This window comes from Arthrobacter sp. MDB1-55 (genome assembly GCF_059092925.1).
Window position 1 is genome coordinate 698,187 of the sequence record NZ_JBNHID010000002.1, and the last position, 22,926, is coordinate 721,112.

A 22,926-nucleotide genomic window follows, 5' to 3' on the forward strand; every position below is an offset into this window, starting at 1 on the left:
AACCGGAGGCCCCCTGATGGATCTGGAATCGCCATGACCACGACACTGAATCGCCCCGCAGCGGGCAACCCAGCTGCCAGAAAAACTGCACCGACCTTCCGTCAGCGACTGAACATCCTCGACGTGAAAGCGTCACCCTATCTCTACATAGCCCCGTTCTTCGTCCTGTTCGGCCTCGTGGGGCTCTTCCCCCTTGGCTACACGTTCGTCGTTTCTCTTTTCGACTGGCACCTGTTGAAGGGGCAGGGCGAGTTCGTGGGCCTGCGAAACTTCGGCGAGGTACTCCAGGACAGGTTCTTCTGGAATTCCCTCTTCAATACCGTGAGCATCTTCCTGCTCTCCACCATTCCGCAGCTGGTCGTCGCAACCGCCATTGCTGCGGTTCTGGATCAGAACCTGCGTGCCAAGACCTTCTGGCGCATGAGCATTCTGCTCCCGTACATCGTCACCCCTGTCGCCGTGGCGCTGATCTTCACGAACATGTTCGGCGAACAGTACGGCCTCATCAACAACATCCTCGCAAGCTTCGGCGTCGACCGGATCATGTGGTTGAACGAAACCCTGCCCAGTCACATCGCGATTGCCACCATGGTGAACTGGCGGTGGACCGGGTACAACGCCCTGATCCTGCTGGCGGCAATGCAGGCCGTGCCGCGGGACATCTATGAATCCGCCGCGATCGACGGCGCCGGGCCGTTCCGCCGCTTCTTCAACATCACACTTCCGAGCATCCGGCCCACCATGATTTTCGTGGTGATCACCGCCACCATCGGTGGCCTCCAGATCTTCACCGAACCGAAGCTCTACGACCCCAGGACAGCGGGTGGAACCGCACGACAGTTCCAGACCACCGTGCTCTACCTGTGGGAGATGGCGTTCCAACGTCAGAACTTCGGAAAGGCCGCAACCATAGCGTGGCTCCTGTTTCTCATCATTGTCCTCTTCGGCTTGGTGAACTGGCTGATCTCGCGGCGCATCGCGACCACCGGTGACGGACGTTCGCGCCGTCACCGGCCGGGGGGCTGGCGTGGGAAAAGCTCTGCGGCTCCCGCCGTCGTACTCCCCGCGATCGGGTCCCAGCCGCCCGCCCCTTCGAGGGAGCAGGAACCATCCGACCGGCAGACGGATACCGCAGGAAACCCGACCACGAGGAGAGGGCAATGACGGCCATCGACAACAGAGCACGGACCGCCGCCGGCGACCGGAGCGCGCGCCCGCCGGTTCTTCGGAGGAAGTTGTTCGGCAATGGACACCGTCCAGGTTTTCTGACCTATGGATTGTTGTTTGCCTTCTTCCTCGCCTCCGCCTATCCGCTCTGGTGGTCCGTCATCATCGGCAGCCGTTCCAACGAAGCGCTGGGGCAGACCTGGCCGCCGCTCTTTCCCGGAGGGAACTTCTGGACCAACGTCGGCGAAGTCTTCGACACCATCCCTTTCTGGCTGGCACTCGGGAACAGCGTCCTGATTTCCGGCATCATCACGGTCTCGGTCGTGGTCTTCTCAACACTGGCAGGCTACGCCTTCGCGAAGCTTCGCTTCAGGGGACGGGACGGCCTGATGGTCGCGGTAATCGCCACCATGGCGATCCCCACACAGCTGGGCATCATTCCGTTGTTCATGATGATGCGTACCCTCGGCTGGACGGGTGAGATCGGCGCCGTCGTGATCCCGACCCTCGTCACCGCGTTCGGCGTGTTCTTCATGCGCCAGTACCTTGTGGATGTCATCCCGGACGAACTCATCGAATCGGCCCGCATGGACGGCGCGTCCATGATTTCCACCTTCTGGCATGTGGCGGTTCCCGCCGCGCGGCCGGCAATGGCGATTCTGGGCTTGTTCACCTTCATGACAGCGTGGACCGACTTCCTCTGGCCACTGCTGGTGCTCGACGCCGGCAACCCAACACTCCAGACCGCGCTCAGCCAGCTCCAAGCAGGCAGGTACGTGGACTATTCGGTAGTCCTCGCGGGAGCCGTTATGGCAACGCTCCCCCTGCTGGTGCTGTTTGTGCTCGCCGGAAAACAACTCATCTCAGGAATTATGCAAGGAGCAGTGAAGGGCTAATGCCGCTTGACGAAACACACCATGAAACATCGGCGGGGAACCTGACAAGGACGTGGCCGAAAGGATTCCTCTGGGGTTCAGCCACGGCGGCCGCGCAGGTCGAAGGAGCCAGCCACGAGGGCGGCAAGGAGGACAGCATCTGGGACGCCTTTGCGCGCGTACCCGGGGCCATCGCCAACGGTGACACCCTCAAGCATGCGGTTCAGCACTATGACCGCATGCCGGAAGACGTCCGGATCATGAAGGAACTGGGCCTTGGCTCCTACCGCTTCTCCACGAGCTGGGCACGGGTACGTCCGGGTGACCGTGGACCGAACGCCGAAGGACTCGACTTCTACTCCCGGCTGGTGGATGAACTCCTCGAAGCAGGGATACTCCCCTGGCTGACCCTGTACCACTGGGACCTGCCGCAGGCGCTGGAGGAAAAGGGTGGATGGGCCAACCGGGACACCGCCTACCGGTTCGTGGACTATGCCAACGACGTCTACTCGGCGCTAGGTGACCGCGTGCAGCACTGGACCACGTTCAACGAACCGTTCTGCTCCTCCTTGCTCGGTTATGCTGCCGGCGTTCATGCCCCGGGCAGGCAGGAGCCCCGCGCTGCAGTCGCCGCAATCCACCATCAGCATCTTGCACACGGGTTGGCGGTCAACGCACTCCGCTCGCGCGGGGCACAGCACCTGGGCATCACGCTGAACCTCAGCAACTCGATCCCCCGCGATCCCGCAGATCCGGTGGACCTGGATGCGGCCCGCAGATTCGACTCACTCCAGAACCGCATCTTCCTGGACCCCATCCTGCGCGGCGCTTACCCGCAAGACACGCTCACGGACCTCGACCAGTTCGGCATCCAGGAGGTCATCCAGTTCGGTGACCTCGAGATCATCGGAACGCCCCTTGATTTCCTCGGAGTCAACCACTATCACGACGATCTGATCAGCGGTCACCCGGATCACGAAGGTGGGGACGGCCACTCGGGTGGAGCTTCCCGCCAGACGTCGTCGTGCTGGATCGGATCGGAGGATATCGCGTTCCCCACCCGCGGACTGCCGCGCACAGCCATGAACTGGGAGGTGAATCCGGACGGTCTGCGGAAGCTGCTGGTCCGTCTGGGGGAGGAGTACCCCACCCTGCCGCCGCTGTACGTCACGGAGAACGGTGCAGCTTACGACGACGTCGTCAGTGCTGACGGTGATGTGCACGACGCCGAGCGCACCAGCTTTGTCCTCGATCACGTCGCCGCCGTTGGCGAAGCCATCGACGCCGGAGCGGACGTGCGCGGATATTTCGTGTGGTCCCTGCTCGATAACTTCGAGTGGTCCTGGGGCTACGGCAAACGGTTCGGGATCGTGCGAGTGGACTACAACTCCTTCGAGCGGACAATTAAAGACAGCGGCCATGCTTACCGGAAGCTGATCGACACTGCGAGGGCGAACGAGGAGGTGAAACCACTGAAAGGACAGGTCCTGGCGGCGTCCGGGACCTGAGCCGACCTAGAGTGGACCGATAAGTTTCAGCACCACGCACGGAGAGAAATTGTGAAGACAGACGCAAGCCGTACCCGGCCAGTGCCAACGCTTGAGATGGTTGCAGCGCTGGCCGGCGTCTCGCGGTCGACTGTGTCCAGGGTCGTCAACGATGCACCGAACGTGGACCCGGACATCGTGAAATCCGTGCAGAACGCGATTTCCACCCTCAACTACATTCCCAACCGTGCTGCGCGGTCTCTCGCGAGCAGGCGCACCAATTCAGTTGCCGTAGTTGTTCCCGAGTCGACGTCGAAGGTATTCGCCGATCCGTTTTTCGCCACCATCGTCGAAGGCATCGCACAGACGTTGGTGGAGACCAAGTACACGCTCACAATGATCGTTTCGTCTGAAGCTCGTCCTGAAAAGACCAGAAGCTACCTGCTGGGAGGGAACGTTGACGGTGCGCTGGTGGTCTCGCACCACAGTGGGGATCACTCCTGGACCAGAATCAGCGAATCCCTCCCAGTGGTCTTCGCCGGACGCCCCTTCAAGGCCGAACGCGAGAGCTACTTCGTTGAGGTCGACAACTTCGCTGCGGCATCCCGCGCCGCACAACATCTCATCGATGCGGGCCGAACGTCCATCGCGACAATCACCGGACCACAGGACATGTATGCGGGCATCGACCGGTTGCGGGGCTGGGAAGCGGCGCTGCGCTCCGCCCGGCTCGACACCTCACTCGTTGAGGTCGGAGATTTCACGGAGGCTTCCGGGCAGGAGGCAATGCGCAGGCTGCTTGACCGCGGCCAAAAAATCGACGGGCTTTTCGCTGCCAACGACCAGATGGCTGCGGGCGCCTACGCAGTGCTGGCTGAACGTAACATCAGCATCCCGGCGGATATAGCGGTTGTCGGCTTTGATGACGACTCGTTCGCTACATCCCTGACCCCTGCACTGACTACTATTCACCACCCCATCGTTGAGATGGGACACCGAATGGCTGAGAACCTTCTCTCGTTGATCGAGGGCGGTCCGGCCGAGCGAGCAACCCTGCTGCCCACCTCCCTGGTGGTCCGCGGTTCCGCCTGAGTTCTGAAGGAAGACTATGCGCCAACATCTGTTGCCCGTTCCGCCGTGCGCCGAACCCGGCGTCAACCCCCTGGCTGCTACCGGGGACAGGCTCCGCTGGGGCGTCGTTGCTCCGGGTCAGATAGCCCGCCGCGTCACAGCCGACCTCGCACTGCTTGAGGATTCCGTGTTGCAATCAGTGAGTTCGCGCAGCGAAGCCAACGCAGCGGGATTCGCGAACGATTTCGGCTTCGAGTCCAGCTACCATGACGCCCAAGGTCTCACCGGGTACGAGCGGCTGTTCGCCGACCCGGACGTCGACGTCGTTTACATCGCGGCCCCTCATGCCCAGCACCGGGAGGTGGCAGAAGCGGCGCTGACTGCCGGCAAGCACGTTTTGTGCGAGAAGCCGTTGACTTTGAACGCTGCAGAGGCCCGCGTACTGGCAGAGGTTGCCCGCACCAACGGCGTCTTCCTGATGGAAGCAGTTTGGACGCGATTTCTCCCGAGCATCAACCGGGCGTGGGACATCATTGCCTCGGGGGAACTCGGAGAGATTCAGTGGGTTCAGGCGGACTTGGGTTTCGTTGCCGCCTATGACCGCCGGTCCCGTCTCTGGGATCCGTCCGCGGGCGGGGGAGCCCTGCTGGACCTGGCGGTCTATCCTCTCACCTGGGCTTTCGGCGCCCTGGGTTTCCCCGCCGAGGTGCTGGCCCAGGCGACTCTCACAGACGACGGCGTGGACAAGGGAAATGCACTGACGCTTTCCTATGAAACCGGTGCGACCGCGCAGCTGATCACCTCGATTGTCGCGTCCTGTCCCGGAACCGCGACAGTAAGCGGAAACGCGGGATGGCTGACCGCCTCGACGCCTCAGTGCAACCCGTCCGAGCTCACCATTACAACGAACGACGGCGTTTCACGGGTCGAAGCCTTCGCTCAGATCGGAAGCAATTACGTGTACCAGCTTCGTGAGGTTACACGATGCATTCAGGAGGGAATGGTTGAGAGTCCCACCATGCCGTGGGCGGACTCGATTTCCACCATGGACCTGCTCGATTCTGTCCGGACCCAGGTGGGCATCCAGTACCCCAATGACCAACCGCTTATCTCAACGGGACGGCGATCTGTGGGGTTGGCACCAACGAGGTAACGCGCGCTCTGTTCAGCAGGGCAGCGGGATGATCCCTTCCGGGCGCGGATCCGTAGCGAGCCTGGCGTGCGTTTCGACGTCATAGCGCTCGACGCCGTAGCGGAGTTTGGCCCGCTCGATGCCTTCAGCCCGAAACCCGGCCCGTGCTGCAACTCTGCAGGACGCGGGATTGTTGACGCGGTGGCCCAGTTCCAACCGGAACAGGCCCTCTGAAAATGCCCATTCCGATGCGGCGGCGAGGCCCCGGGTAATGAGGCCGCGGCCGCGGAACTCGGCGCTCAGCCAATAGGAAACCCAGGCGGTCCCGTGCTCGAACTCCATCGAGGTGATTCCAATGTCGCCCACCGCAGCACCCCCTACGGCGACGGCGAAATGGCGAGCGGATGCGCTCTCCACTCCGAGCTGGTTCTCGATGTGTTGCCGGCACACTTCGAGGTTTGAGAGGTTCCGTTGTCCCAGTTGAATGCGGAGATCGTCGCTTGCAGCTTCGGCGCGGCGAAGGGACTCGGCATCGTCGACGGTCCATCGTCGGAGGACTGCGTCCTCGGTGTTCTGCACGATCAAGCACTCCTCACATCGGTGATTCTGGAGCCCGATCCCAGCGAGTGGGGCGGCCCGGCCGGCACCTCTTCACAACGATAGCAAGCTTGCTTATGATCGTAGGCACAGGTCCCACTCATCTTGCCGGACCTGTGCTGTCCACAAACCATTACGCAGGAGAAGGGACTGATGATGACAACCGCACGCGACATCATGACCGGTGGTGCAGAGTGCATCGGCGAGAACGAAACCCTGGAAGAAGCGGCCCGGAAGATGAAAGACCTGGATGTCGGGTCACTGCCCATCTGTGGGGAGGACAACCGGCTCAAGGGTGTCCTTACGGACCGGGACATCGTGGTCAAGTGCCTTGCCGGCGGGTCCGACCCGCGCGAGGTCAAAGCCGGCGAGCTCGCCGAGGGAAAGCCCGTGACGATCGGTGCGGATGACAGCATCGAGGAAGCCATCAAGACCATGGCCGACCACCAGGTCCGACGGCTACCCGTGATCGACGGACACGACCTCGTCGGCATGCTGAGCCAGGCCGATATTGCCCGGAACTACCCCGAGGACCGGGTAGGTGAACTCGTCGAGTTGATCTCCTACTGAACCATTCCTCCAGGGGGAAGTGGAGGAGCACCTGAGGGTCGAGGAGGATGTGCAATGCCCACCGATGCCAAGGACATATTCACCGCCAATGACGCCGACCGGCTTGAACAGCAGCAGGAGGTCACTGACGAAACACCCGACGATGACGGCGACGGACTTCTGGGAACAACGCCCCGGGAGGCAAACGAAGCCGACGTCGTTGAACAGGCTCGTTCAGTGACGGGCGACGACGATTACCCGCGCGGACCGATTGACGAAGAGCCCGCCTGAGAGTCCCATTCTTCCGTCCGCCCGCCCTGGGCGGGCGGACGCAGGATCACCTGCGGCCGACGTCGTACTGCAGTGCTACTGTGCCGTTCCCAAAGCGGCGGCTGGACTTCAGCCGGAGCTCCAGGGTGAGGTCCGGCGGAAAGATGCTGAGCCCTCCGCCGATGATCACGGGATTCAACAGCAGATAGAACTCGTCAACGAGGCCCGCACGGAAGGCAGACGCGGCGAGCGTCGGTCCGGCAATACCGATGTCGGACGAGGAGGATTGTTTCAGGTCCTCCACTGCGGCGGGATCGAACGTCCGTTCAATCCGGGTCCTGGACGTCGAAGCTGACTCGAGGCTGGTGGAGTAGACAATCTTGTCCGCAGCCTGCCAGATGTTCGCGAATTCGACGGACTGCGGCGTGTCGGCCACGGCCCCAGGATCAGATTCCCACACCGTCATCAACTCGTAGATTCGCCGCCCGTAGAGGTAGGTGCCGACCGATCGTTCCTGCTCGTTCAGGTATTCCAGGACCTCTTCGTCAGGCTCGGCCCAGTCGAAGTTGCCGGAACTGTCCGCGACGTAACCGTCGAGGGAACCGATCATGGAGTAGATTAGCCGTGCCATACGGGATATTCGACACCACCCGCGGGCGAAAGGAAAGGCTCGGCAGAAATAAAGCGTGCGAACCTACCGGCGGGTAACTGTTGACGATATGATGAAGTGCTCAAACGCCCCGGCAACCGCCGACGGGCTTCGTAGGGATTGTTCTCGACATCTGTCCAGCCGGTTCCTTGCACGCGAAGGACTCTGATCCTTGGAAACTTTTCCGGGAGCGCACAGACCGCTGTATGAAGTGAAAGCCAACCTGTTCAAAGGTATGGCGCATCCGGTGCGCGTGCGCGTTCTCGAGATTCTTTCGGCTGCACCCGACGTATCGGTGACTGACCTCATCCTGGATATGAACGTTGAGGCCTCGCGTCTTTCACAGCACCTTTCCGTCTTGAAAACACATCACCTCGTTGTGTCGGAGCGCCGTGGCAGCCAGGTGTTCTACAGTCTCGCCTACCCAAGGGTCGCCGAACTTCTCGCCACTGCGAAGATGCTGCTGGGAGAGGTTCTGGAGTCGACCCAGCAGCAGTTGCTCGCCAGCGAATGGACTGCCCCCCAGGAGCCTGCGGTCGATACTCCCAAGCCGTCAACGATTACGAGGCAGTAGCGCGGCGCTTCACATGGCGCACGAGCGGCCGTCGGGTAGCGGGCTCCGAATGATCGCGGATGTGCCCCATCGCAGCATTCTCGCGTACCGCGGTGATGGCCGTCACAGCCTCCCGCTTCCGGTCGTAGCCCGAGGACGTTACCAGCACGCACCCATCCTCGTCGATGAGTCGAAAGCGGTATAGCGCGTCATCGTCCCTGAAGATTTCAAAGTTCCCTGCCAAATTTCCTCCCCCGAGGTGCCGGCGCCACGTTGCGCCTGAGGACTTTATGTTTTCATCAAACCGGAACGAAGGGAAGGCGTGTGACGCGCTTTACAAGGAAAACCTAGGAAATGGGGAGCCCTGGGTGAGCCCAGCCGTGCCGGTTCAACCACTTGCCGCACAAGGCGGTCCACTCATCCGGGCCGGCTTCGCCCTCTCCCAGGCCGAGCCCATGGGCCCCGTGCGGGAAGACATGCACCTCCACCGGCACATTGTTCCGCACGAGCGCGCGGGCATAGGCGAAGGTGTTCTCCACGGGAACGGGCTCGTCGTCGGCGGTGTGCCAGAGAAATGCCGGCGGCGTTGTGCTGGTGACGTTCAGTTCCGCCGACATTCGTTGGAGGAGGTCCGACGACGGCGACCCGCCCAGCAGATTGTCGATGCTTCCCTGATGGACTGCATCGATGAACGACACCACCGGGTAGCAGAGGACCGAAAGGTCAGGAATTGCTCCGGTGACGTCCAGATGTGGATCCCCGCATGGGGTGTCTGTAGAGAGGGTTGCCGCGAGATGCCCACCTGCAGAGAACCCCAGGACTCCGACACGGTCAGCGTCGACGGCTATCCCGTGCTCCCCGCCGCGGATCCACAGCATCGCCTCCTTCGCGTCGGACAACGGTGCCGGGTGCTGATGAGGTGCAACCCGGTACCGGAGCACGAAAGCGTGCACGCCAAGGCCGGCGAGCCATTCAGCGACGGGTTCTCCTTCGTGGGCTGAGGTTTGCCCGTATCCGCCGCCCGGCAGAACAAGGATGGCCGGTCGGGGAGTGTCCTCGCCGTCTCGGGCGGGAATGAACGTCAGGTTCGAAGGGACTGAAATTGGCATAGTTTCACCGTACCCATTCAAGCTGACGGTCAGGCATTACGCGCGATGAACGACACCAGTGCCGGCGCGAGTGACGCGCCGATCTCCTGAGGGCTCCGCCTGGTGCCTTTGACTGCAAAGGAGTGGTCGGCGTCGGGCACTGATTGCAGGGTTGCCCTTCCCTCGAGTTTCGAGATCACGGCGTCCAAAAGGTCCTTCCGGGCGAAGGAGTCATTGCTGCCCTGAAGGAACAACATGGGAGCTCCGACGCTGTACAGATGCTCATCGCGAATTTTCTCCGGTTTCCCCGGCGGGTGAAGGGGATATCCGAGGAACGCGAGGCCTGCTGCCTCCATACCCTCGGACACGGCCATGGATGCCATGCGCCCGCCGAAGGACTTCCCGCAGGCCCACACCGGTTCGCCGTCGGAGCGCTCTGCGGCGCTGGCCATCACTTCGCGCCAGGCGGCGATCGCTTTCGGAGGCCGGTCCGGGAACCGCCTGCCCTGATCCATGTAGGGGAAGTTGAAGCGCATCGTGGCCAGTCCCGCAGCGTTCAGGGCATCACTGAAGCCGATCAGGAAGGGGTGATCCATGCCGGCGCCGGCCCCGTGTGCGATCGCGACGGTCGCGGTGGCCCCGTCCGGCCGGAAGTACGCGCAGGTGAAATCAGCGCCGTCAACCTGTAGCGTGAAGCGCTCTGAGGAAGCCATCTGCCCATCATGCCGTAGGTTCGGCTTCTGTTCGACGCATACTTGAGCCATGGCAGCGCCGATAACCCGGGACCACCTGGTGCAGCTCCGGCTGGCCAGTCACTTTTCCGCCACAAACGACGACGGTTCCGCACCGGGCGCTGTGGATGTGGTCAGCAGACTGCTCGCTGTGCAGGCACAGGAGTTCGGGCAGGCGCTGTGGGCAGTCGGTTTGCGCGTGCCCGGATCCAGTCGGGAGGACATCCTTGCCGTTCTTGACAGCGCCGAGGTAGTGCGTTCTTATCCGATCCGAGGAACCCTGCACTTCGTGCGTCCAGCCGACCTTCGCTGGATGTTGAGCCTGACCGGTGAGCGGATGCTGAGGTCGGCGACGAGGCGCCTGGGTGAGCTGGAGTTGGACCAGCGGACCCTTGAGGGCGCCGGAGACGTAGCGCGTGAGGCGCTCGCAGGGGGCCTCGAACTTCCGCGCGATGAGTTCCTTGAAACCCTGGACCGGGCCGGTATCTCCCCGGCCGGTCAACGCGGATATCACATCATTTGGTACCTCGCGCATACCCAGGTCGTCTGTTGGGGACCTCCCGCCGGAAGCCAGCAAGCCCTGGTGCTCCTCGACGAATGGGCGCCGTCCGAGGGCCTGAAACCGGATCGGGACGAGGCGCTTCGACGGTTTGTCCTCGGCTACTTCACAGGCCATGGTCCTGCAACGCTGCACGACTTCGTCTGGTGGTCCAAGCTCACCGTCGCTGACGCCAAGCAGGGGCTGGCGCTCGCCCGCAGCGAGTTGACGGAGTACGTCTACGACGGCGCGACCTACTGGGCCGCCGCCGAACTGGTGCCGGAATCAAGCCCCCAGCGGGGGCTCCTGCTGCCTGGCTATGACGAATACATTCTCGGTTATCAGGACAGGGCTTTGACGCTTCCCCGCGAATACGCAGCGCGCGTCATGCTGGCCAAGAACGGGGTCTTCAAGCCCACCCTTGTTCTGGAGGGGGAGGCTGTTGGCACGTGGCGTCGAAGCCCCGGCAACTCGACCGCTGATATCTCGCCCTTCCTGGAGAGCGACATCAGTGACACCCATGTGTTTGACGTCGCCATTGCGGCCTACGAGCGCTTCCTCACCTCCTGATACGGTGCCACCGTGCGAAAGCGGTAAGCCCATGGCCGACTTCTATCAACGCGTCGTCGGACCAGGACGCGTGGTGAACCGGCGTCTGTATTCGGTAGGAGTGGTGGAGAAGGCCGCTCCGAAGTTCTGCCGGAAGGTCACGGCATTGCCGAAGCCGCAGTCGGCCGCGATCTGGTCTATGGACAAGTCCGAGGTCTCCAGGAGTCTCCTGGCGGCATCGAGCCGATGGCTGCGAATCCAGCCTGCCGGCGTTGCCCCGGTCTTCGCGCGGAACGCGCGGACGAAGGTTCGGCGGCTCATGTGTGCCTGGTCAGCCAAGCGCTCTACTGTAAGCGGTTCACGAAGATTGGCCAGCGACCATTCAAGTACGCGTGCGATGGGATCGTCACCGGCCCGCTCCGGGACAGGGTGCTCGATGTACTGCGCCTGTCCACCCTCGCGGTGTGGAGCGACGACCAGACTGCGCGCCACCTGATTGGCAGCGTCCGCTCCCAATCGGTTCCGCACGATATGCAGGCATGCGTCGAGCCCCGATGCCGTTCCCGCTGACGTGAGGACGTCGCCGTGGTCGATGTACAGCACGGATTGGTCGAGGGAGATATCCGGGTGCCGGTCAGCCAGGGTCGTGAATGCCTGCCAATGGGTAACGGCACGGCGTCCGGCGAGAAGGCCCGCGTCGGCGACGGCGATCGCTCCGAGGCACAGTCCGAGGACTGCGGTGTTGCGCTCATGAGCGATCTGCAGCGCTGAGCGCAGACCACCGCTGAGCGGGCGGCCGTCGTCGAACCAGGAGGGCACCACCACTACGTCAGCGTCCTCGGCGACCTCGGGTCCCTGCACGCCTCCCAATTCGTAACCCTCGGCAGTGCGGACCGAGCCGGGGTGATCCGAGAAAAGCACTGTGGTCCAGTCGGCGAGCCCCTGCCGGGTGACCTCATCGAACACCATCTGCGGGACGGCGAGATGGAACATCGTCACACCATGGAAGGCGTAAACAGCGATACGCATGTAGGGCTCCATTCTTGGCCTAAATCCATCGTACATGTGCCGTTGTGCCACTGTCGGCCCTCGGCGCTTGCCGGGACGATTGATTCATGGCCATCAGGCCGGTTACCTCTACCCGGGAGATTGTGAACTATGGCTACTCCGCGCCGTGCCCTCGTCCTCGTTGATGTTCAGCAGCAGTATTTCGGCGGCATCTTTGAGATCCAGTACCCTGCGCATGAAGAATCTCTGCCGCGAGTCGCAGCGGCAATCGACACCGCCACCGCGGCGGGCATGCCAATCGCGGTCATTCAGCACACCGCCGGTGAGGGTGCTCCCGTCTTCGCGCCCGGTTCTCCTGAATTCGAACTGCACCCCGAAGTCGAGAGCCGGCGGACGGGTGAGTGGAAGAGCGTCGTGAAGCAGTACGGCTCTGTGTACGCCGGTACCGACCTGACCGACTGGCTCCGCCAGAACGACGTCGACACCGTCACCCTTGTCGGATACATGACGAATAACTGCATCCTGGGCTCGGCCGTTGAGGCTGAAGCGATTGGGTTCACCACCGAAGTGCTTTCTGACGCCACCGGGGCGATCAACCTCGCCAATGACGCCGGCTTCGTCGATGCGAAGACGGTGCACACCACCCTGCTCACCCTGTTGAATTCGAACTGGGCTCAGGTGGGCACCACCGATGCCTGGATCAGTGCCGTCAACGCGCAGGAAGCGCTGCAGGGAAGCGACCTGGGTAGTTCTGCCATGGCTGGGGCTGAGCGCGCTTCGTGAACCATGCACACTTCTCGGGCACCGCACCTTTCGCGCTGTCCGTCCTCGACAATGCCCTCACCGGTGTGGGCTACTCCGCGGGGGAGACACTCGCCGATGTAGTTGCGTTGGCGAAGCTGGCGGACGAGCGGGGTTACCGACGGTTCTGGATGTCTGAGCACCACGCCATGCCCGGAGCTTCCATTTCGTCACCACAGCTCATGGTGGCGCGCCTCATCGGAGAAACGCAGCGAATAAGACTGGGAGCGGGCGGGATCATGCTTCCCAACCATGTACCGCTGGTCATCGCAGAGCAGGTTGGCATGCTGAGCGCGCTTGCACCCGGGCGGATCGACCTCGGCTTGGGGCGAGCGCCCGGTACGGACGCGGGAACAGCCGCCGCGCTGCGCCGCCACCACGCGGGCAACGATGCGTTCCCTGAACAGATTGCCGAGCTCCTTGGATTTCTGAACAACGACTTCCCGCAGGACCACCCCTACCGGAATGTTCCGGCGGTGCCTGGACCATGGCAGGCCGAGCAGAACCGGCTCCCCGGCGAGACGACTACCGCTGACCTCTGGCTCCTTGGATCCTCAGTCTATTCAGCACGGTTGGCTGCCGAACTCGGTCGACCCTATGCCTTCGCACTTCAATTCGGGCGCGCCGATGTACTCAACGCCCTGCGCATCTACCGGGAGAACTTCCGCCCGTCGAGGTGCCTCGCTGAACCCTATAGCTTGGTCAGCGTCGGAGTGATTGCTGACGAAGACCCAGTCGAGGCGCGCCGCCAATCTGCGACGTTGGCCATGGCGATGCTCAGGATGTTCCAGCGCAAGACCTTTTCCGTGCTTCCCCCTGAGGAAGTCGAACTTTTCCGCGCCAGCACGCAGGAACAAGCGATCCTCGATGAGTACACCGATCAGACGCTGCACGGGACACCGGAGCAGGTGGCAAAAAGCCTCGAGGAGCTCCACGCTCACACTCGCGTCGACGAAATCATGCTTGTCGTTCAGGGGCACTCCCGCCGTGCCCAATCACGCACTCTGGAACTGGTGGCCGACCACTACAGCATGAGTACCACCGGGGCGACCAGCCTGTAACCGCATCACCCCGCACCGAGGTTCGTGATGCGCACCAGACGCCAGCCCTCCCATCGCGGGTCGCTGCAGATATCGAAAACAAGGATGGGGGACGCCGGTCCCGTCTGCGCCCGGAAGCGCCAGTACTGCAGCGTCATGACGCTGCCTTGCCCCATTTTTCCGGCCTGGCCCGGTTCCCACCAACTCCGGGAACTGGTCCAGTGCATGGGCTCCCCGAGCACCTGCCAGATGCTCGCCCGCCAGCGAAGCGCCAGGGGTGCGCCCCTGGAGGTGAAACGTACGTCAGCCTCCTCATTGAGGGACCGCGAACCCGGCTGGACCTCTTCGATGTGCTGCGCCGTCATAACCCTTCACCTTCTTCAGTGCCGGGTTTAAAACTAGAACAGATTTTCGATTAAGTCATCCGGGTGAGCCCGCTCAGCCCTCCTGCTCACGGCGGTTCAGCTCGAGGTTGACTTCCTCAAGCCGTGCTTCGGTTTCGGGCTCTGGGAAGCCCTCCGCGTATTCGGCCTCAAGCTCCCGGTGGATCCGGCTGTTGAGCACTTCCACCTCGACGTCGTCCAGGACCGTTAGGTCTTCGGGGAAGGGGTCTTCCGGGGAAATCTTGTGGTTGGTTTCCATGGATCACTTTCGGGGCTGAGCGGTGTTCTTCTCCGAAGTGTAGCCATGCTGTGTTTCTTGCGCGAGAGCGTATGACGGAACCCGCAATTCTCGAGCCCATGTGTAGGAGCTGAGGCCTGCTGGAGGGTGTCCTATCGGGTCGAACCGGGGGTCCCGGTGTTGATCGTCACACACCCTCAGCCGTAGAGTGCCGGAGCGGGTCCAGGGACCGCGCAGCCAGCTGTAATGCAGGCCCCACTGGAGTTCGCCGTCGTAGGAGCGAAGCTCGGAAAGGGTCCTGAGGTCCGGGCCAGGACCCTCCCGGCGCACGGCCAGCAAGACTGGCCCGCCGCTTCCGCGGAATGGCATCAGTGAGGTGAACGGTCCGTCCACTACCGAGCGACGCGGAAGGATCATGAAGCGCCCGGGCACCCCGCCTCCGGTCGTGGACAGCAACACATCGGCCTCACCGATACGCAAAGCCAGGCCGACGACGTCGGGCAGGGCATCCGGCAGTCCCACTGAGCGGGAGACGCGCGCAAGAACCTGCTCCTCATCGGAATTGTCCAGCCATTCCTCGCCGCTGAAGACCCGCGAATGGGTAAGGGTGCCCTCGAGCAACACGCCGTGGGAGTGAATCGGCCGGTGCGGCCTGAACACCTTCATCCCGGCGAAGACCGCTTTTAACCCGTGTCCTCCCGCCCTTGATAGCACGGGCAGGGCTTTCACGAGTGCACCTCTTTCAGCAGCTTCTTCTCTTCAACGAGCGGTACGGATAATGACTTGTAGCCGTGCTCCTCGAACAGTACGGTGACGACGTCGTTTTCGTAGCCCATGACCACGCCCTCGCCCCACTCCCCGTGGCGCACGGTGCTCTGCAGCGCGAAGGGCTGGTTTTCGACCTCTTCGTGGTGATCGGCGGAGCGGCCGGTGTCGCAGTTGTCGCAGGCATCGCACAGGCCTTCGCGCTCCTCGCCGAAGTAGCCGAGCAGGAACCGGCGACGGCACCCCCGGTACTCGGCGTACTGCCGCGCCATCTCCACCCGTGAGCGGTCCACCTCCTGCCGCCGTTTGCGATGCTCGACGACGTCGGCAATCACCTGGTCCGCGTCATCTGCTGCAGCCCGATACTTCCCGCTGCGCTCTCGGACAGCCCCCACCTCAAGCAGTTGATTCAGCAGTCCCGACAGCTTCCGCTGAGTCAGTCCGGTTGCTTCCCGGATGCCCGCGGCATCAAGAGAGCCATCGGCCGACCGGAGCGCAGCGAGCAGTTCGCGGAGGCCATCCTCCTGCACGCTCTTGGCTGCGAAGAACCGCCGGATCCCGAGATCCTCCTGGCGATAATGCAGCACGACGTCGGCAGGATCCCCGTCTCGCCCCGCCCGACCCACTTCCTGGTAGTAGCTGTCGAGAGAATCTGGAATGTCGGAATGGATGACGAACCGTACGTCGGGCTTGTCGATGCCCATGCCGAACGCGGTGGTAGCCACCACGACGTCCAGTTCACCGGCGTGGAATGCGTCATGCAATGCCGTTCGCTCAGATTTCTTCCGTCCTGAGTGGTACGCATCAGCACGCAGGCCCGCATCCCTCAGCTCCTGTGCGTATTCGTCCGTCTGCCGGCGCGTGGCGGTGTACAGCAGTCCCTGGCCTTCACGCGAGGTCACCTGCTCAAGGACTGCGTGCTTCTTGTCCCGCTCCGACTCGTGCTGGTGAACGCTGAGGTGCAGGTTCGGTCGATCGAAACCTTCCGCGATGACGAGTGCGTCGTCGAGCTTCAGCCTTTCGAGGATTTCCTGCCGAACAGGGGGTGAGGCTGTTGCGGTCAGTGCGATAACCGGCCGCTTGAGTCGCCGCACGAGGGAACCCAGCTGAAGGTAATCCGGCCGGAAGTCGTGACCCCAGGCGGAGACGCAGTGGGCTTCGTCGATGACGAGGAATGACACGTCCAGGGCCTTGAGCCGCTCGCTTACCTCTTCCCGTGCCAGTTGCTCCGGCGCGAGGAACAGGAACTTGGCGCGACGCTCTTCGTCGGAGTCCTCGGCGGCTGCCCATGCTTCGTCGACCTCGGCGTCGGACGCTGTCGAGTTCAGCACGTACGCGCGAACTTCGCCGAGCGCCTCGTTGATGGCTTCCACCTGGTCCCGCTGCAGCGAGATCAACGGCGAAACGACGACGGCGACTCCCGGAACTGACATGGCCGCCACCTGATAGATGGCCGATTTGCCATAGCCGGTGGGGAGGACGCAGAGGAGATTCCTGCCGTCGTCGGCCGCGTTCAGTGCCTTGCGTTGTCCCGGAAGAAGGGAGTCCCAGCCGAAGAGTTCCCGCGCGGTCTGATCGAGTTTCGGATTCATTCTGCAACCGCCGTAATGAGAGCAAGAAGGATTGAGTAGATGATGAGGCCACCAAGGAACCAGGGGAAGCTTGATCCGCGGTTCGACGGCAACTCCTCCCGAAAAACGTTCAGGAGTACCGATCCGCCGAGCAACGCTGTGAGGATGGCAACCACCACTGTGCTTGTCGGCGCAAAGACCGCCGACAACAGCCAACCAAGAAGCAGCGCGCCCGCAAGAACGAGCCGGCCGCTCGACGCGAACCGGTGCGGGTAGTGCTCCTCAAGATGGCGGTCCGTGAGCACGAAGTGGAGACCCATCGCGATGGCAAAAAGGATCGCGAACAGATAACCAGTCTCGACGCGCAGAGCCATCGTGTAGGTGATGAGCGTGTTGTAGAAGGCAAAAGCACCGAGGTGAACCCAGTAGGCTCCTGCGGAATCGCGGCGTCCGCGTCTCCGTCGGGTGGTCGCGAGGCGGTCCAGACCGTAGAAGACAGTAAAGCCGGTGAGAGCCACGACGAAGATCCCCAGGTCGAAAAGCGGGGTGACCTCAATGGTGTCTTCGAGCAGGTCGCCGACCGCCTCGTTGCCCTCGGCGATTTCCGGCAGCAGGTGTAGGAAGACGTAGGCAACCGCGAGTCCTCCCGCAAACGAACCAGTTACACCCTCGGGTACGAGGGGCAGCTTGCGGATCCGTGGAGCGGCCAGGTGCAATCCGGCCAGCACCAGAGCGATGACCAGGGATCCCGTCAAAGCAAGGCCCACAGCTACCGCGTCTCAGCCTGCTGGCCGGCGTTGGTCCGCTTTGAGACGACGGTGCTGATGACGTAGAGGACAACACCTACACCGATCAGAATCGCCGCGCGCAGCCAGATCTCCGCCGACTGCTGGGTGAGGAGCACCAGGCAGGAAGCGACACCCAGGTAGGGGATCACCGTCGGGATGCGGAAATGCTGGTGCTCCACCCGGTCCCGGCGGAGCACTAGGACCGCGACGTTCGTGCTGATGAACACGAAGAGCAGGAGCAGGACGACTGTCTCGGCCAGCGAAGCAAGGTCACCGGTGAGGGTCAGTGCCATGGCGATCGCCGTCGTCGCAATGATGGCCACCCACGGAGTGCGGCGGTTGGGTAGCACCTTACCGAGTACCGAGGGCAGGAGCCCTTCCTCGGCCATGCCGAAGGTCAGCCGGCTCGCCATGATCATGGTCAGCAGTGCGCCGTTGGCGACAGCGACGAGGGCGATCAAACTGAACAACCACGGCGGGATGCCGAAGCCTGTGGCGTTGACAACGTCGAGGAGGGGCGCGGTGGACCCTGCGAGGTCCTCGGCGGGCAGCGCGGCCGCGGATACCAGGCCGATCAGCAGGTACACGGCGCCTGCGGTGGCGAGGGCTCCGAACAGGGCTTTCGGGTACACGCGGGCCGGATTGCGTACTTCCTCCGCGACATTCGCCGACACTTCGAAGCCCACGAAGGAGTAGTAGGCGATGAGGGACGCTCCCAGGACGGCAACTGCCGGATTGGCGTTGGCCGGGAACTGTGAGATTTGCTCGGGATTGCCATTGCCCTGGCCGAGGAAGACAGCCACTAGGACGATGACCAGCACCAGTCCGGAAACCTCGATGACAGTCATCACCACGTTGGAGCGGACTGACTCCTTGATGCCGCGGGCATTCAGCAACGCCAGCAGGACAAGGAAAACGACGGCGGCCCAGGCCGGCGGCACGGCAATGAAGGCGGAGAGGTAATCACCCGTGAAGGCGAGGGCCAGGCCGGCAGCACTGGTGACCCCGGCCGCGAGCATGCAGAACCCCACCAGGAATGAGATGAACGGGGTCTTGTATGCCCGCTGGGCGAAGACCGCAGCACCGCCTGCCTTCGGGTATTTGGTCACGAGCTCCGCGTAGGAACCCGCGGTGAGGAGCGCCAGTGCCAGTGCAACAACCAGTGGCACCCAGATGGCCCCACCAACCTCAGCTGCGATGACACCGACCAGCGCGTAGACGCCGGCGCCGAGTACGTCACCAAGGATGAACAGGTAGAGCAGCTTGCCGGAGATTCCTTGCCGGAGCTTTGAAGGGGCGGCGGTTTCGGTGGTCATCGTGTGCGTCCTACTCGGTAGTGATCCTGCAGTTTCTAGTGTGCTCGGCTCAGGTGGGTTCTGATCCGGCCGGCGGCATGTCCGGATTCAACGGCTCCATCCTCGGGTCTTCCGCCGTCCACACCTGCAGGACCGCCCAGGTCACGGCGGCTATCGGCACGGACAGGACGGCGCCGATGATGCCGGCGAGGATGGTTCCGGCGGTCAGGGCCAGCAGGATCACCAGTGCATGAAGCCGCAGCGACTTGCCCATGACGATCGGCTGCAGTAGGTCACCTTCCAACTGGTTGACGGCGATGACGACGCCGACCACTATGAGGGCGACAATCGGGCCGTTGGCCACCAGCGCGACGAGCGCTGCCAGAACGCCGGCGATGGTGGCGCCCACCAGTGGGATGAAGGCACCGATGAAGACGATCATCGCGAGCGGAATGGCCAGAGGTACACCGAGGATCAGCAGCGCGATGCCGATAGCAACGGTGTCCACCAGGGCGACGATCGCTGTTCCTCGGACATAGCTACCGAGTACCTCGAGGGTACGGGCTCCCGAACGACGCAGTTTCTGTTCGCGCTCGCCCTTGAAGGGGCGGAGGAAGAATTCCCAGATCTTCTTGCCGTCTTTCAGGAAGAAGAAGAGGATCACGGCGGTCAGGGTGGCACCGGTAAGGAATTCCGCCACAACGGAGACACCCGAGATCGCACCCGACCGGAACTGCGCGCTCGTCGCGTAGTCGATGATCGCGGTACGTGCCTCGCCGAGTTGCTCCGGGGAGATCGGGAACGGCCCGCTCGTGAGGAAGGCCTGAAGCTCATCCAGGCCTTCGGTGGCGGCGGCGATCAGTTCATCAGCCTGGCTGCGGACCGAAAGCACGATGATCGTAATGATCCCTGAGAGAACGACCAGCAGGGCCAGGAACGCTATGGCTGTGGCGAGTGCGCCGGGCACCCCTCGGCGGCGCAGGAGATTCACGAACGGGCCTATGGCTGCCGCGAGAATCAGCGCGATGATGACGGGAATCACCAGCAGGCGGATTTGCAGCAGCCCGTAGATTGCGACCACCGCCAGAGTGAGAATCAGCAGGATCTGAGCGGCCCGGGAACCAGTGCGTCCCAGGCCGTCAGCCCACGGGCTGGAGCGGGTGCTGTGTAGGTGGGAACCTGCCATGTGTTGCCCTTCCCGAGGAATAAACCTGTATGCCGTCAAACTAATTGCTAAGCATACTGTGTATTTTCCGGGCGGCTGGAGACAGGTTGGTCCGAGCGTCAGTAATCGATGCGGTCGGGGAGGTCAGCCCAGGCGCGAAACGGTTCGGCGCTCGCTGAGTCAGGAAGCTCCATTTGCCGCACCTGCATGGAGCGTTCTGCAACGGGTGCTTCGAAGAATTCGTAGAACACGGCGTCGTCGAATCCTGCCTTGGCTGCATCCTGCCGATCGGCCGCGAAGGAAATGCTGTCGACGCGCGCCCAGAGTGCGGCCGCCAGGCATAGAGGGCACGGCTCGCAACTGGTGTAGAGAGTGCAGCCCGTCAGGTCGAACGTACCGAGGGATGAACACGCGTTCCTGATCGCCATCACTTCGGCGTGGGCGGTTGGATCATTGTTTGCCGTCACCCGGTTGGCGCCCTCGAAAGCACGCCCGTCCGGGGTGACGATGAGGGCACCGAAGGGGCCACCCCCGTCGTACACATTCTGGGTTGCGAGGGCTATGGCGCGGGCGAGGAACTGCTCCTCCACAGTGCTCATGCTGGAACCCTACACCTGGCTGTTGACCTTGACGCTACGTCAACCTATACGGTGAACAAACAAGGCAGGAGGGCACATGGACCGCTCGATACAGGACGTAGCGAGGCTGGTGGGAACCACGAGCCGCACGCTGCGGCACTATGACCGGCTGGGGCTGTTGCGCCCGTCGCGGGTGGGCAGCAACGGCTACCGCTATTACGACGACGACGCCCTGGTGCGTCTGCAACGGATCCTCCTGCTGCGCGGCCTGGGGTTGGGGCTACCTGCTATCACGAAAGTGCTGAACCGGGAAGCTGAGCCTGCTCGCGCCCTCCGGAAGCACCTGGAGCTGCTGAGACAGGAACAGGAGCGGCTGGCGCGGCAGATCGCGTCGGTTTCACTGACCATCGACCAACTGGAAGGAGGTGAACAACTCATGGCAGAAAACATGTTCGACGGTTTCGACCACACCCGGTACAAGGACGAAGTTGAGGAACGGTGGGGCGCCGAGGCGTATGCGACCGGAGATCGCTGGTGGCGAGGCATGAGCGAGGCTGAACGCACGCAGTACAAGGCGCGTACGGCGCAGCTCGGCGCTGACTGGACTGCCGCCGCGGAACAAGGGATTGCGCCTGACAGTGACGCTGCGCAGGAACTGGCACGCCGGCACTTCGAGTGGCTGTCCGGTGTCCCGGGCCTGCCCTCGTCTGACGGTCGGCCGTCGAAGGAGTACTTCGTGGGCCTCGGCGACATGTACGTCGCTGACGATCGCTTCGCAGCGAACTACGGCGGCCGGAAGGGCGCGGAGTTCGTGCGTGACGCACTGAAGGTCTTCGCTGACCACCGGCTGTAGCGGCTGCCGACGGACGACGACGGTGCTCACCCGGGCACCGCCGTCGTACCTGCCGTGGATAGTGTTCAGGTATGACGATTTCCGCTGGGGCTGACCGCTCCTGGTCCGATGAAGCGATCCGACGCATTGAAGCTGAAGGCAACCGGTCAGCCGACACGCACCTGTTGGCGCTGCCCGTGCCCGAGAGCTGGGGTATAGACGTCTACCTGAAGGACGAGTCGACCCATCGGACCGGAAGCCTGAAGCACCGGCTTGCGCGCTCGCTGTTCCTCTTCGGGCTGGTGAACGGCTGGATCCGGGAAGGAGCCACGATCGTCGAGGCGTCGAGCGGTTCCACCGCCGTGTCCGAGGCCTATTTTGCACAGCTGCTGGGGCTGCCGTTCATCGCAGTGATGACCCGCTCCACAAGTCCCGAGAAGATCACCCTGATCGAGCAGTACGGCGGGACCTGCCACTTCGTCGAGAATGCCTCGGAAGTTTACGACGCTGCAGAGCACATCGCCGCCGAAACGGGCGGACACTACATGGACCAGTTCACCTACGCCGAACGGGCCACGGACTGGCGCGGCAACAACAACATCGCCGAATCGATCTTCCGGCAGATGGAGCACGAGCGGTTCCCCGTCCCGGACTGGGTGGTGGTAGGGGCAGGGACCGGTGGGACCAGTGCCACCATCGGCAGGTACCTCCGGTATAACCGGTACCCCACGCGGCTCGCTGTCGTAGATCCCGAGAACTCGGCGTTTTATCCCACCTGGGCGGGTGGGGCCGCAGCCGTCGGGAAGCCCTCGCGCATCGAGGGAATCGGCCGACCGAGGCCCGAGCCGAGCTTCGTCCCCTCCGTCATCGACGCGATGATCCAGGTGCCCGATGCCGCATCGGTTGCCGCATCACGCCACCTGCTGGCATTCGCTGGAATCTCCGCCGGTCCCTCCACCGGCACCAACCTGTGGGGAGTGTGGCAGCTTGTTGCGCAGCTGAAGGCTGCCGGCCGGCGTGGGAGCATCGTGTCGCTCCTCTGCGACTCCGGCGATCGGTACGCCTGCTCCTACAACGACGATGGTTGGTTGGCCGAGCGCGGGCTGGACCCCGCCCCTGCGCTCGCCGTGCTGCGCCGATTCTTCGAGACGGGGGAGTGGCGCTCAGACTGACCGTTGTGGATGGCGCCGGTTGCCGATAGTTTCT

At 63.0% G+C, this 22,926-nt stretch carries 27 protein-coding genes; 13 read left to right on the plus strand and 14 right to left on the minus strand.

From position 1 onward, the window contains the following. Positions 1 to 33 precede the first annotated feature (33 nt). Genes AC5RU3_RS10595 through AC5RU3_RS10615 form a run of 5 tightly spaced genes read left to right on the plus strand, consistent with a single transcriptional unit; the run spans position 34 to position 5,753 of the window. Complete coding sequence (locus AC5RU3_RS10595; protein ID WP_493965480.1) at positions 34 to 1,164, plus strand: carbohydrate ABC transporter permease; 1,131 nt, start codon at positions 34 to 36, stop codon at positions 1,162 to 1,164. Continuing rightward, on the plus strand, positions 1,161 to 2,063 hold the full coding sequence (locus AC5RU3_RS10600) for a carbohydrate ABC transporter permease (RefSeq protein WP_309072390.1): 903 nt from the start codon (positions 1,161 to 1,163) through the stop codon (positions 2,061 to 2,063). The genes AC5RU3_RS10595 and AC5RU3_RS10600 overlap by 4 nt, the downstream gene beginning before the upstream one ends. Continuing rightward, positions 2,063 to 3,550, plus strand: coding sequence for a GH1 family beta-glucosidase (locus tag AC5RU3_RS10605; protein WP_309123832.1), 1,488 nt, complete (start codon positions 2,063 to 2,065; stop codon positions 3,548 to 3,550). Before AC5RU3_RS10600 ends, AC5RU3_RS10605 begins: the two co-directional genes overlap by 1 nt. A 51-nt stretch (positions 3,551 to 3,601) precedes the next feature. Then, the gene (locus AC5RU3_RS10610) at positions 3,602 to 4,621 is read left to right on the plus strand and encodes a LacI family DNA-binding transcriptional regulator (RefSeq protein WP_458115880.1); all 1,020 of its coding nucleotides are present in this window, start codon (positions 3,602 to 3,604) and stop codon (positions 4,619 to 4,621) included. A gap of 16 nt (positions 4,622 to 4,637) precedes the next feature. Then, complete coding sequence (locus AC5RU3_RS10615; RefSeq protein WP_493965481.1) at positions 4,638 to 5,753, plus strand: Gfo/Idh/MocA family protein; 1,116 nt, start codon at positions 4,638 to 4,640, stop codon at positions 5,751 to 5,753. 12 nt (positions 5,754 to 5,765) lie between these two features. On the opposite strand, the gene AC5RU3_RS10620 is transcribed toward AC5RU3_RS10615, so the two are convergent. Next, the gene (locus AC5RU3_RS10620) at positions 5,766 to 6,311 is read right to left on the minus strand and encodes a GNAT family N-acetyltransferase (RefSeq protein WP_493965482.1); all 546 of its coding nucleotides are present in this window, start codon (positions 6,309 to 6,311) and stop codon (positions 5,766 to 5,768) included. 174 nt (positions 6,312 to 6,485) lie between these two features. On the opposite strand from AC5RU3_RS10620, the gene AC5RU3_RS10625 reads away from it, so the two are divergent. Both AC5RU3_RS10625 and AC5RU3_RS10630 read left to right on the plus strand, forming a co-directional pair. After that, a complete protein-coding gene (locus tag AC5RU3_RS10625; RefSeq protein ID WP_309070267.1) occupies positions 6,486 to 6,899 on the plus strand; it encodes a CBS domain-containing protein in 414 nt (137 codons plus the stop codon). A gap of 54 nt (positions 6,900 to 6,953) precedes the next feature. After that, entirely contained in the window at positions 6,954 to 7,169 is a 216-nt protein-coding gene (locus AC5RU3_RS10630; RefSeq protein WP_493965483.1) for an Rv3202a family protein, read from the plus strand. A gap of 46 nt (positions 7,170 to 7,215) precedes the next feature. On the opposite strand, the gene AC5RU3_RS10635 is transcribed toward AC5RU3_RS10630, so the two are convergent. Beyond that, positions 7,216 to 7,779, minus strand: coding sequence for a dihydrofolate reductase family protein (locus AC5RU3_RS10635; RefSeq protein ID WP_493965484.1), 564 nt, complete (start codon positions 7,777 to 7,779; stop codon positions 7,216 to 7,218). Between the two features lie 190 nt (positions 7,780 to 7,969). On the opposite strand from AC5RU3_RS10635, the gene AC5RU3_RS10640 reads away from it, so the two are divergent. Continuing rightward, a complete protein-coding gene (locus AC5RU3_RS10640) occupies positions 7,970 to 8,371 on the plus strand; it encodes an ArsR/SmtB family transcription factor (protein ID WP_493965485.1) in 402 nt (133 codons plus the stop codon). Here the strand turns inward: AC5RU3_RS10640 and AC5RU3_RS10645 are convergent. The 3 genes from AC5RU3_RS10645 to AC5RU3_RS10655 all read right to left on the minus strand — a co-directional run bounded on the left by AC5RU3_RS10645 (position 8,358) and on the right by AC5RU3_RS10655 (position 10,151). Next, entirely contained in the window at positions 8,358 to 8,594 is a 237-nt protein-coding gene (locus AC5RU3_RS10645) for a YegP family protein (protein ID WP_493965486.1), read from the minus strand. The genes AC5RU3_RS10640 and AC5RU3_RS10645 overlap by 14 nt on opposite strands. Positions 8,595 to 8,697: 103 nt before the next feature. Then, positions 8,698 to 9,459, minus strand: coding sequence for an alpha/beta hydrolase (locus AC5RU3_RS10650; protein ID WP_493965487.1), 762 nt, complete (start codon positions 9,457 to 9,459; stop codon positions 8,698 to 8,700). 29 nt (positions 9,460 to 9,488) lie between these two features. After that, positions 9,489 to 10,151 carry an alpha/beta hydrolase family protein gene (locus AC5RU3_RS10655; RefSeq protein WP_493965488.1) on the minus strand — a complete coding sequence of 221 codons (663 nt, stop codon included), beginning with the start codon at positions 10,149 to 10,151 and terminating at the stop codon, positions 9,489 to 9,491. Positions 10,152 to 10,200: 49 nt separating this feature from the next. Between AC5RU3_RS10655 and AC5RU3_RS10660 the strand changes: the two genes are divergently transcribed. Continuing rightward, positions 10,201 to 11,277 (plus strand): winged helix DNA-binding domain-containing protein, encoded by a 1,077-nt coding sequence (locus tag AC5RU3_RS10660; protein WP_309070256.1) that lies wholly within the window; start codon positions 10,201 to 10,203, stop codon positions 11,275 to 11,277. A 45-nt stretch (positions 11,278 to 11,322) separates the two neighbouring features. Here the strand turns inward: AC5RU3_RS10660 and AC5RU3_RS10665 are convergent, their stop codons facing one another. Then, entirely contained in the window at positions 11,323 to 12,285 is a 963-nt protein-coding gene (locus AC5RU3_RS10665) for a GlxA family transcriptional regulator (RefSeq protein ID WP_493965489.1), read from the minus strand. A 129-nt stretch (positions 12,286 to 12,414) separates the two neighbouring features. Between AC5RU3_RS10665 and AC5RU3_RS10670 the strand changes: the two genes are divergently transcribed. Beyond that, positions 12,415 to 13,047, plus strand: a complete 633-nt coding sequence (locus AC5RU3_RS10670) for an isochorismatase family protein (RefSeq protein WP_309123828.1) — start codon at positions 12,415 to 12,417, stop codon at positions 13,045 to 13,047. Next, positions 13,044 to 14,126 (plus strand): LLM class flavin-dependent oxidoreductase, encoded by a 1,083-nt coding sequence (locus AC5RU3_RS10675; protein WP_493965490.1) that lies wholly within the window; start codon positions 13,044 to 13,046, stop codon positions 14,124 to 14,126. Before AC5RU3_RS10670 ends, AC5RU3_RS10675 begins: the two co-directional genes overlap by 4 nt. Before the next feature lie 5 nt (positions 14,127 to 14,131). Here AC5RU3_RS10675 and AC5RU3_RS10680 read toward each other — a convergent pair whose 3' ends face one another. From AC5RU3_RS10680 to AC5RU3_RS10715, 8 genes are all read right to left on the minus strand, one after another. After that, on the minus strand, positions 14,132 to 14,470 hold the full coding sequence (locus tag AC5RU3_RS10680; RefSeq protein WP_309070252.1) for a DUF6504 family protein: 339 nt from the start codon (positions 14,468 to 14,470) through the stop codon (positions 14,132 to 14,134). Between the two features lie 73 nt (positions 14,471 to 14,543). Beyond that, the gene (locus AC5RU3_RS10685) at positions 14,544 to 14,747 is read right to left on the minus strand and encodes a hypothetical protein (RefSeq protein WP_309070251.1); all 204 of its coding nucleotides are present in this window, start codon (positions 14,745 to 14,747) and stop codon (positions 14,544 to 14,546) included. A 3-nt stretch (positions 14,748 to 14,750) separates the two neighbouring features. Further along, positions 14,751 to 15,455 carry a catalase family protein gene (locus AC5RU3_RS10690; protein WP_493965491.1) on the minus strand — a complete coding sequence of 235 codons (705 nt, stop codon included), beginning with the start codon at positions 15,453 to 15,455 and terminating at the stop codon, positions 14,751 to 14,753. After that, the gene (locus AC5RU3_RS10695) at positions 15,452 to 17,083 is read right to left on the minus strand and encodes a RecQ family ATP-dependent DNA helicase (protein ID WP_493965492.1); all 1,632 of its coding nucleotides are present in this window, start codon (positions 17,081 to 17,083) and stop codon (positions 15,452 to 15,454) included. The genes AC5RU3_RS10690 and AC5RU3_RS10695 overlap by 4 nt, the downstream gene beginning before the upstream one ends. Then, positions 17,080 to 17,817 carry a hypothetical protein gene (locus tag AC5RU3_RS10700; protein ID WP_458115869.1) on the minus strand — a complete coding sequence of 246 codons (738 nt, stop codon included), beginning with the start codon at positions 17,815 to 17,817 and terminating at the stop codon, positions 17,080 to 17,082. The genes AC5RU3_RS10695 and AC5RU3_RS10700 overlap by 4 nt, the downstream gene beginning before the upstream one ends. Before the next feature lie 14 nt (positions 17,818 to 17,831). Beyond that, positions 17,832 to 19,166 (minus strand): APC family permease, encoded by a 1,335-nt coding sequence (locus AC5RU3_RS10705; RefSeq protein WP_493965493.1) that lies wholly within the window; start codon positions 19,164 to 19,166, stop codon positions 17,832 to 17,834. A 49-nt stretch (positions 19,167 to 19,215) separates the two neighbouring features. Then, positions 19,216 to 20,331 (minus strand): AI-2E family transporter, encoded by a 1,116-nt coding sequence (locus tag AC5RU3_RS10710; RefSeq protein WP_309070246.1) that lies wholly within the window; start codon positions 20,329 to 20,331, stop codon positions 19,216 to 19,218. Positions 20,332 to 20,429: 98 nt separating this feature from the next. Continuing rightward, entirely contained in the window at positions 20,430 to 20,909 is a 480-nt protein-coding gene (locus AC5RU3_RS10715; protein WP_493965494.1) for a nucleoside deaminase, read from the minus strand. A gap of 76 nt (positions 20,910 to 20,985) precedes the next feature. Between AC5RU3_RS10715 and AC5RU3_RS10720 the strand changes: the two genes are divergently transcribed. Beyond that, complete coding sequence (locus AC5RU3_RS10720) at positions 20,986 to 21,741, plus strand: MerR family transcriptional regulator (protein ID WP_458115866.1); 756 nt, start codon at positions 20,986 to 20,988, stop codon at positions 21,739 to 21,741. A 71-nt stretch (positions 21,742 to 21,812) separates the two neighbouring features. Next, positions 21,813 to 22,892 carry a PLP-dependent cysteine synthase family protein gene (locus AC5RU3_RS10725; RefSeq protein WP_493965495.1) on the plus strand — a complete coding sequence of 360 codons (1,080 nt, stop codon included), beginning with the start codon at positions 21,813 to 21,815 and terminating at the stop codon, positions 22,890 to 22,892. The last annotated feature ends 34 nt before the right edge of the window (positions 22,893 to 22,926 follow it).

Coding starts and splice junctions, on each gene's coding strand:
- AC5RU3_RS10725 (WP_493965495.1), top strand. CDS start 21,813: ATGACGATTTCCGCTGGGGCTGACCGCTCCTGGTCCGATGAAGCGATC.
- AC5RU3_RS10660 (WP_309070256.1), top strand. CDS start 10,201: ATGGCAGCGCCGATAACCCGGGACCACCTGGTGCAGCTCCGGCTGGCC.
- AC5RU3_RS10655 (WP_493965488.1), bottom strand. CDS start 10,151: ATGGCTTCCTCAGAGCGCTTCACGCTACAGGTTGACGGCGCTGATTTC.
- AC5RU3_RS10600 (WP_309072390.1), top strand. CDS start 1,161: ATGACGGCCATCGACAACAGAGCACGGACCGCCGCCGGCGACCGGAGC.
- AC5RU3_RS10695 (WP_493965492.1), bottom strand. CDS start 17,083: ATGAATCCGAAACTCGATCAGACCGCGCGGGAACTCTTCGGCTGGGAC.
- AC5RU3_RS10635 (WP_493965484.1), bottom strand. CDS start 7,779: ATGGCACGGCTAATCTACTCCATGATCGGTTCCCTCGACGGTTACGTC.
- AC5RU3_RS10665 (WP_493965489.1), bottom strand. CDS start 12,285: ATGCGTATCGCTGTTTACGCCTTCCATGGTGTGACGATGTTCCATCTC.
- AC5RU3_RS10685 (WP_309070251.1), bottom strand. CDS start 14,747: ATGGAAACCAACCACAAGATTTCCCCGGAAGACCCCTTCCCCGAAGAC.
- AC5RU3_RS10625 (WP_309070267.1), top strand. CDS start 6,486: ATGACAACCGCACGCGACATCATGACCGGTGGTGCAGAGTGCATCGGC.
- AC5RU3_RS10670 (WP_309123828.1), top strand. CDS start 12,415: ATGGCTACTCCGCGCCGTGCCCTCGTCCTCGTTGATGTTCAGCAGCAG.
- AC5RU3_RS10630 (WP_493965483.1), top strand. CDS start 6,954: ATGCCCACCGATGCCAAGGACATATTCACCGCCAATGACGCCGACCGG.
- AC5RU3_RS10680 (WP_309070252.1), bottom strand. CDS start 14,470: ATGACGGCGCAGCACATCGAAGAGGTCCAGCCGGGTTCGCGGTCCCTC.
- AC5RU3_RS10715 (WP_493965494.1), bottom strand. CDS start 20,909: ATGAGCACTGTGGAGGAGCAGTTCCTCGCCCGCGCCATAGCCCTCGCA.
- AC5RU3_RS10615 (WP_493965481.1), top strand. CDS start 4,638: ATGCGCCAACATCTGTTGCCCGTTCCGCCGTGCGCCGAACCCGGCGTC.
- AC5RU3_RS10705 (WP_493965493.1), bottom strand. CDS start 19,166: ATGACCACCGAAACCGCCGCCCCTTCAAAGCTCCGGCAAGGAATCTCC.
- AC5RU3_RS10650 (WP_493965487.1), bottom strand. CDS start 9,459: ATGCCAATTTCAGTCCCTTCGAACCTGACGTTCATTCCCGCCCGAGAC.
- AC5RU3_RS10710 (WP_309070246.1), bottom strand. CDS start 20,331: ATGGCAGGTTCCCACCTACACAGCACCCGCTCCAGCCCGTGGGCTGAC.
- AC5RU3_RS10595 (WP_493965480.1), top strand. CDS start 34: ATGACCACGACACTGAATCGCCCCGCAGCGGGCAACCCAGCTGCCAGA.
- AC5RU3_RS10605 (WP_309123832.1), top strand. CDS start 2,063: ATGCCGCTTGACGAAACACACCATGAAACATCGGCGGGGAACCTGACA.
- AC5RU3_RS10720 (WP_458115866.1), top strand. CDS start 20,986: ATGGACCGCTCGATACAGGACGTAGCGAGGCTGGTGGGAACCACGAGC.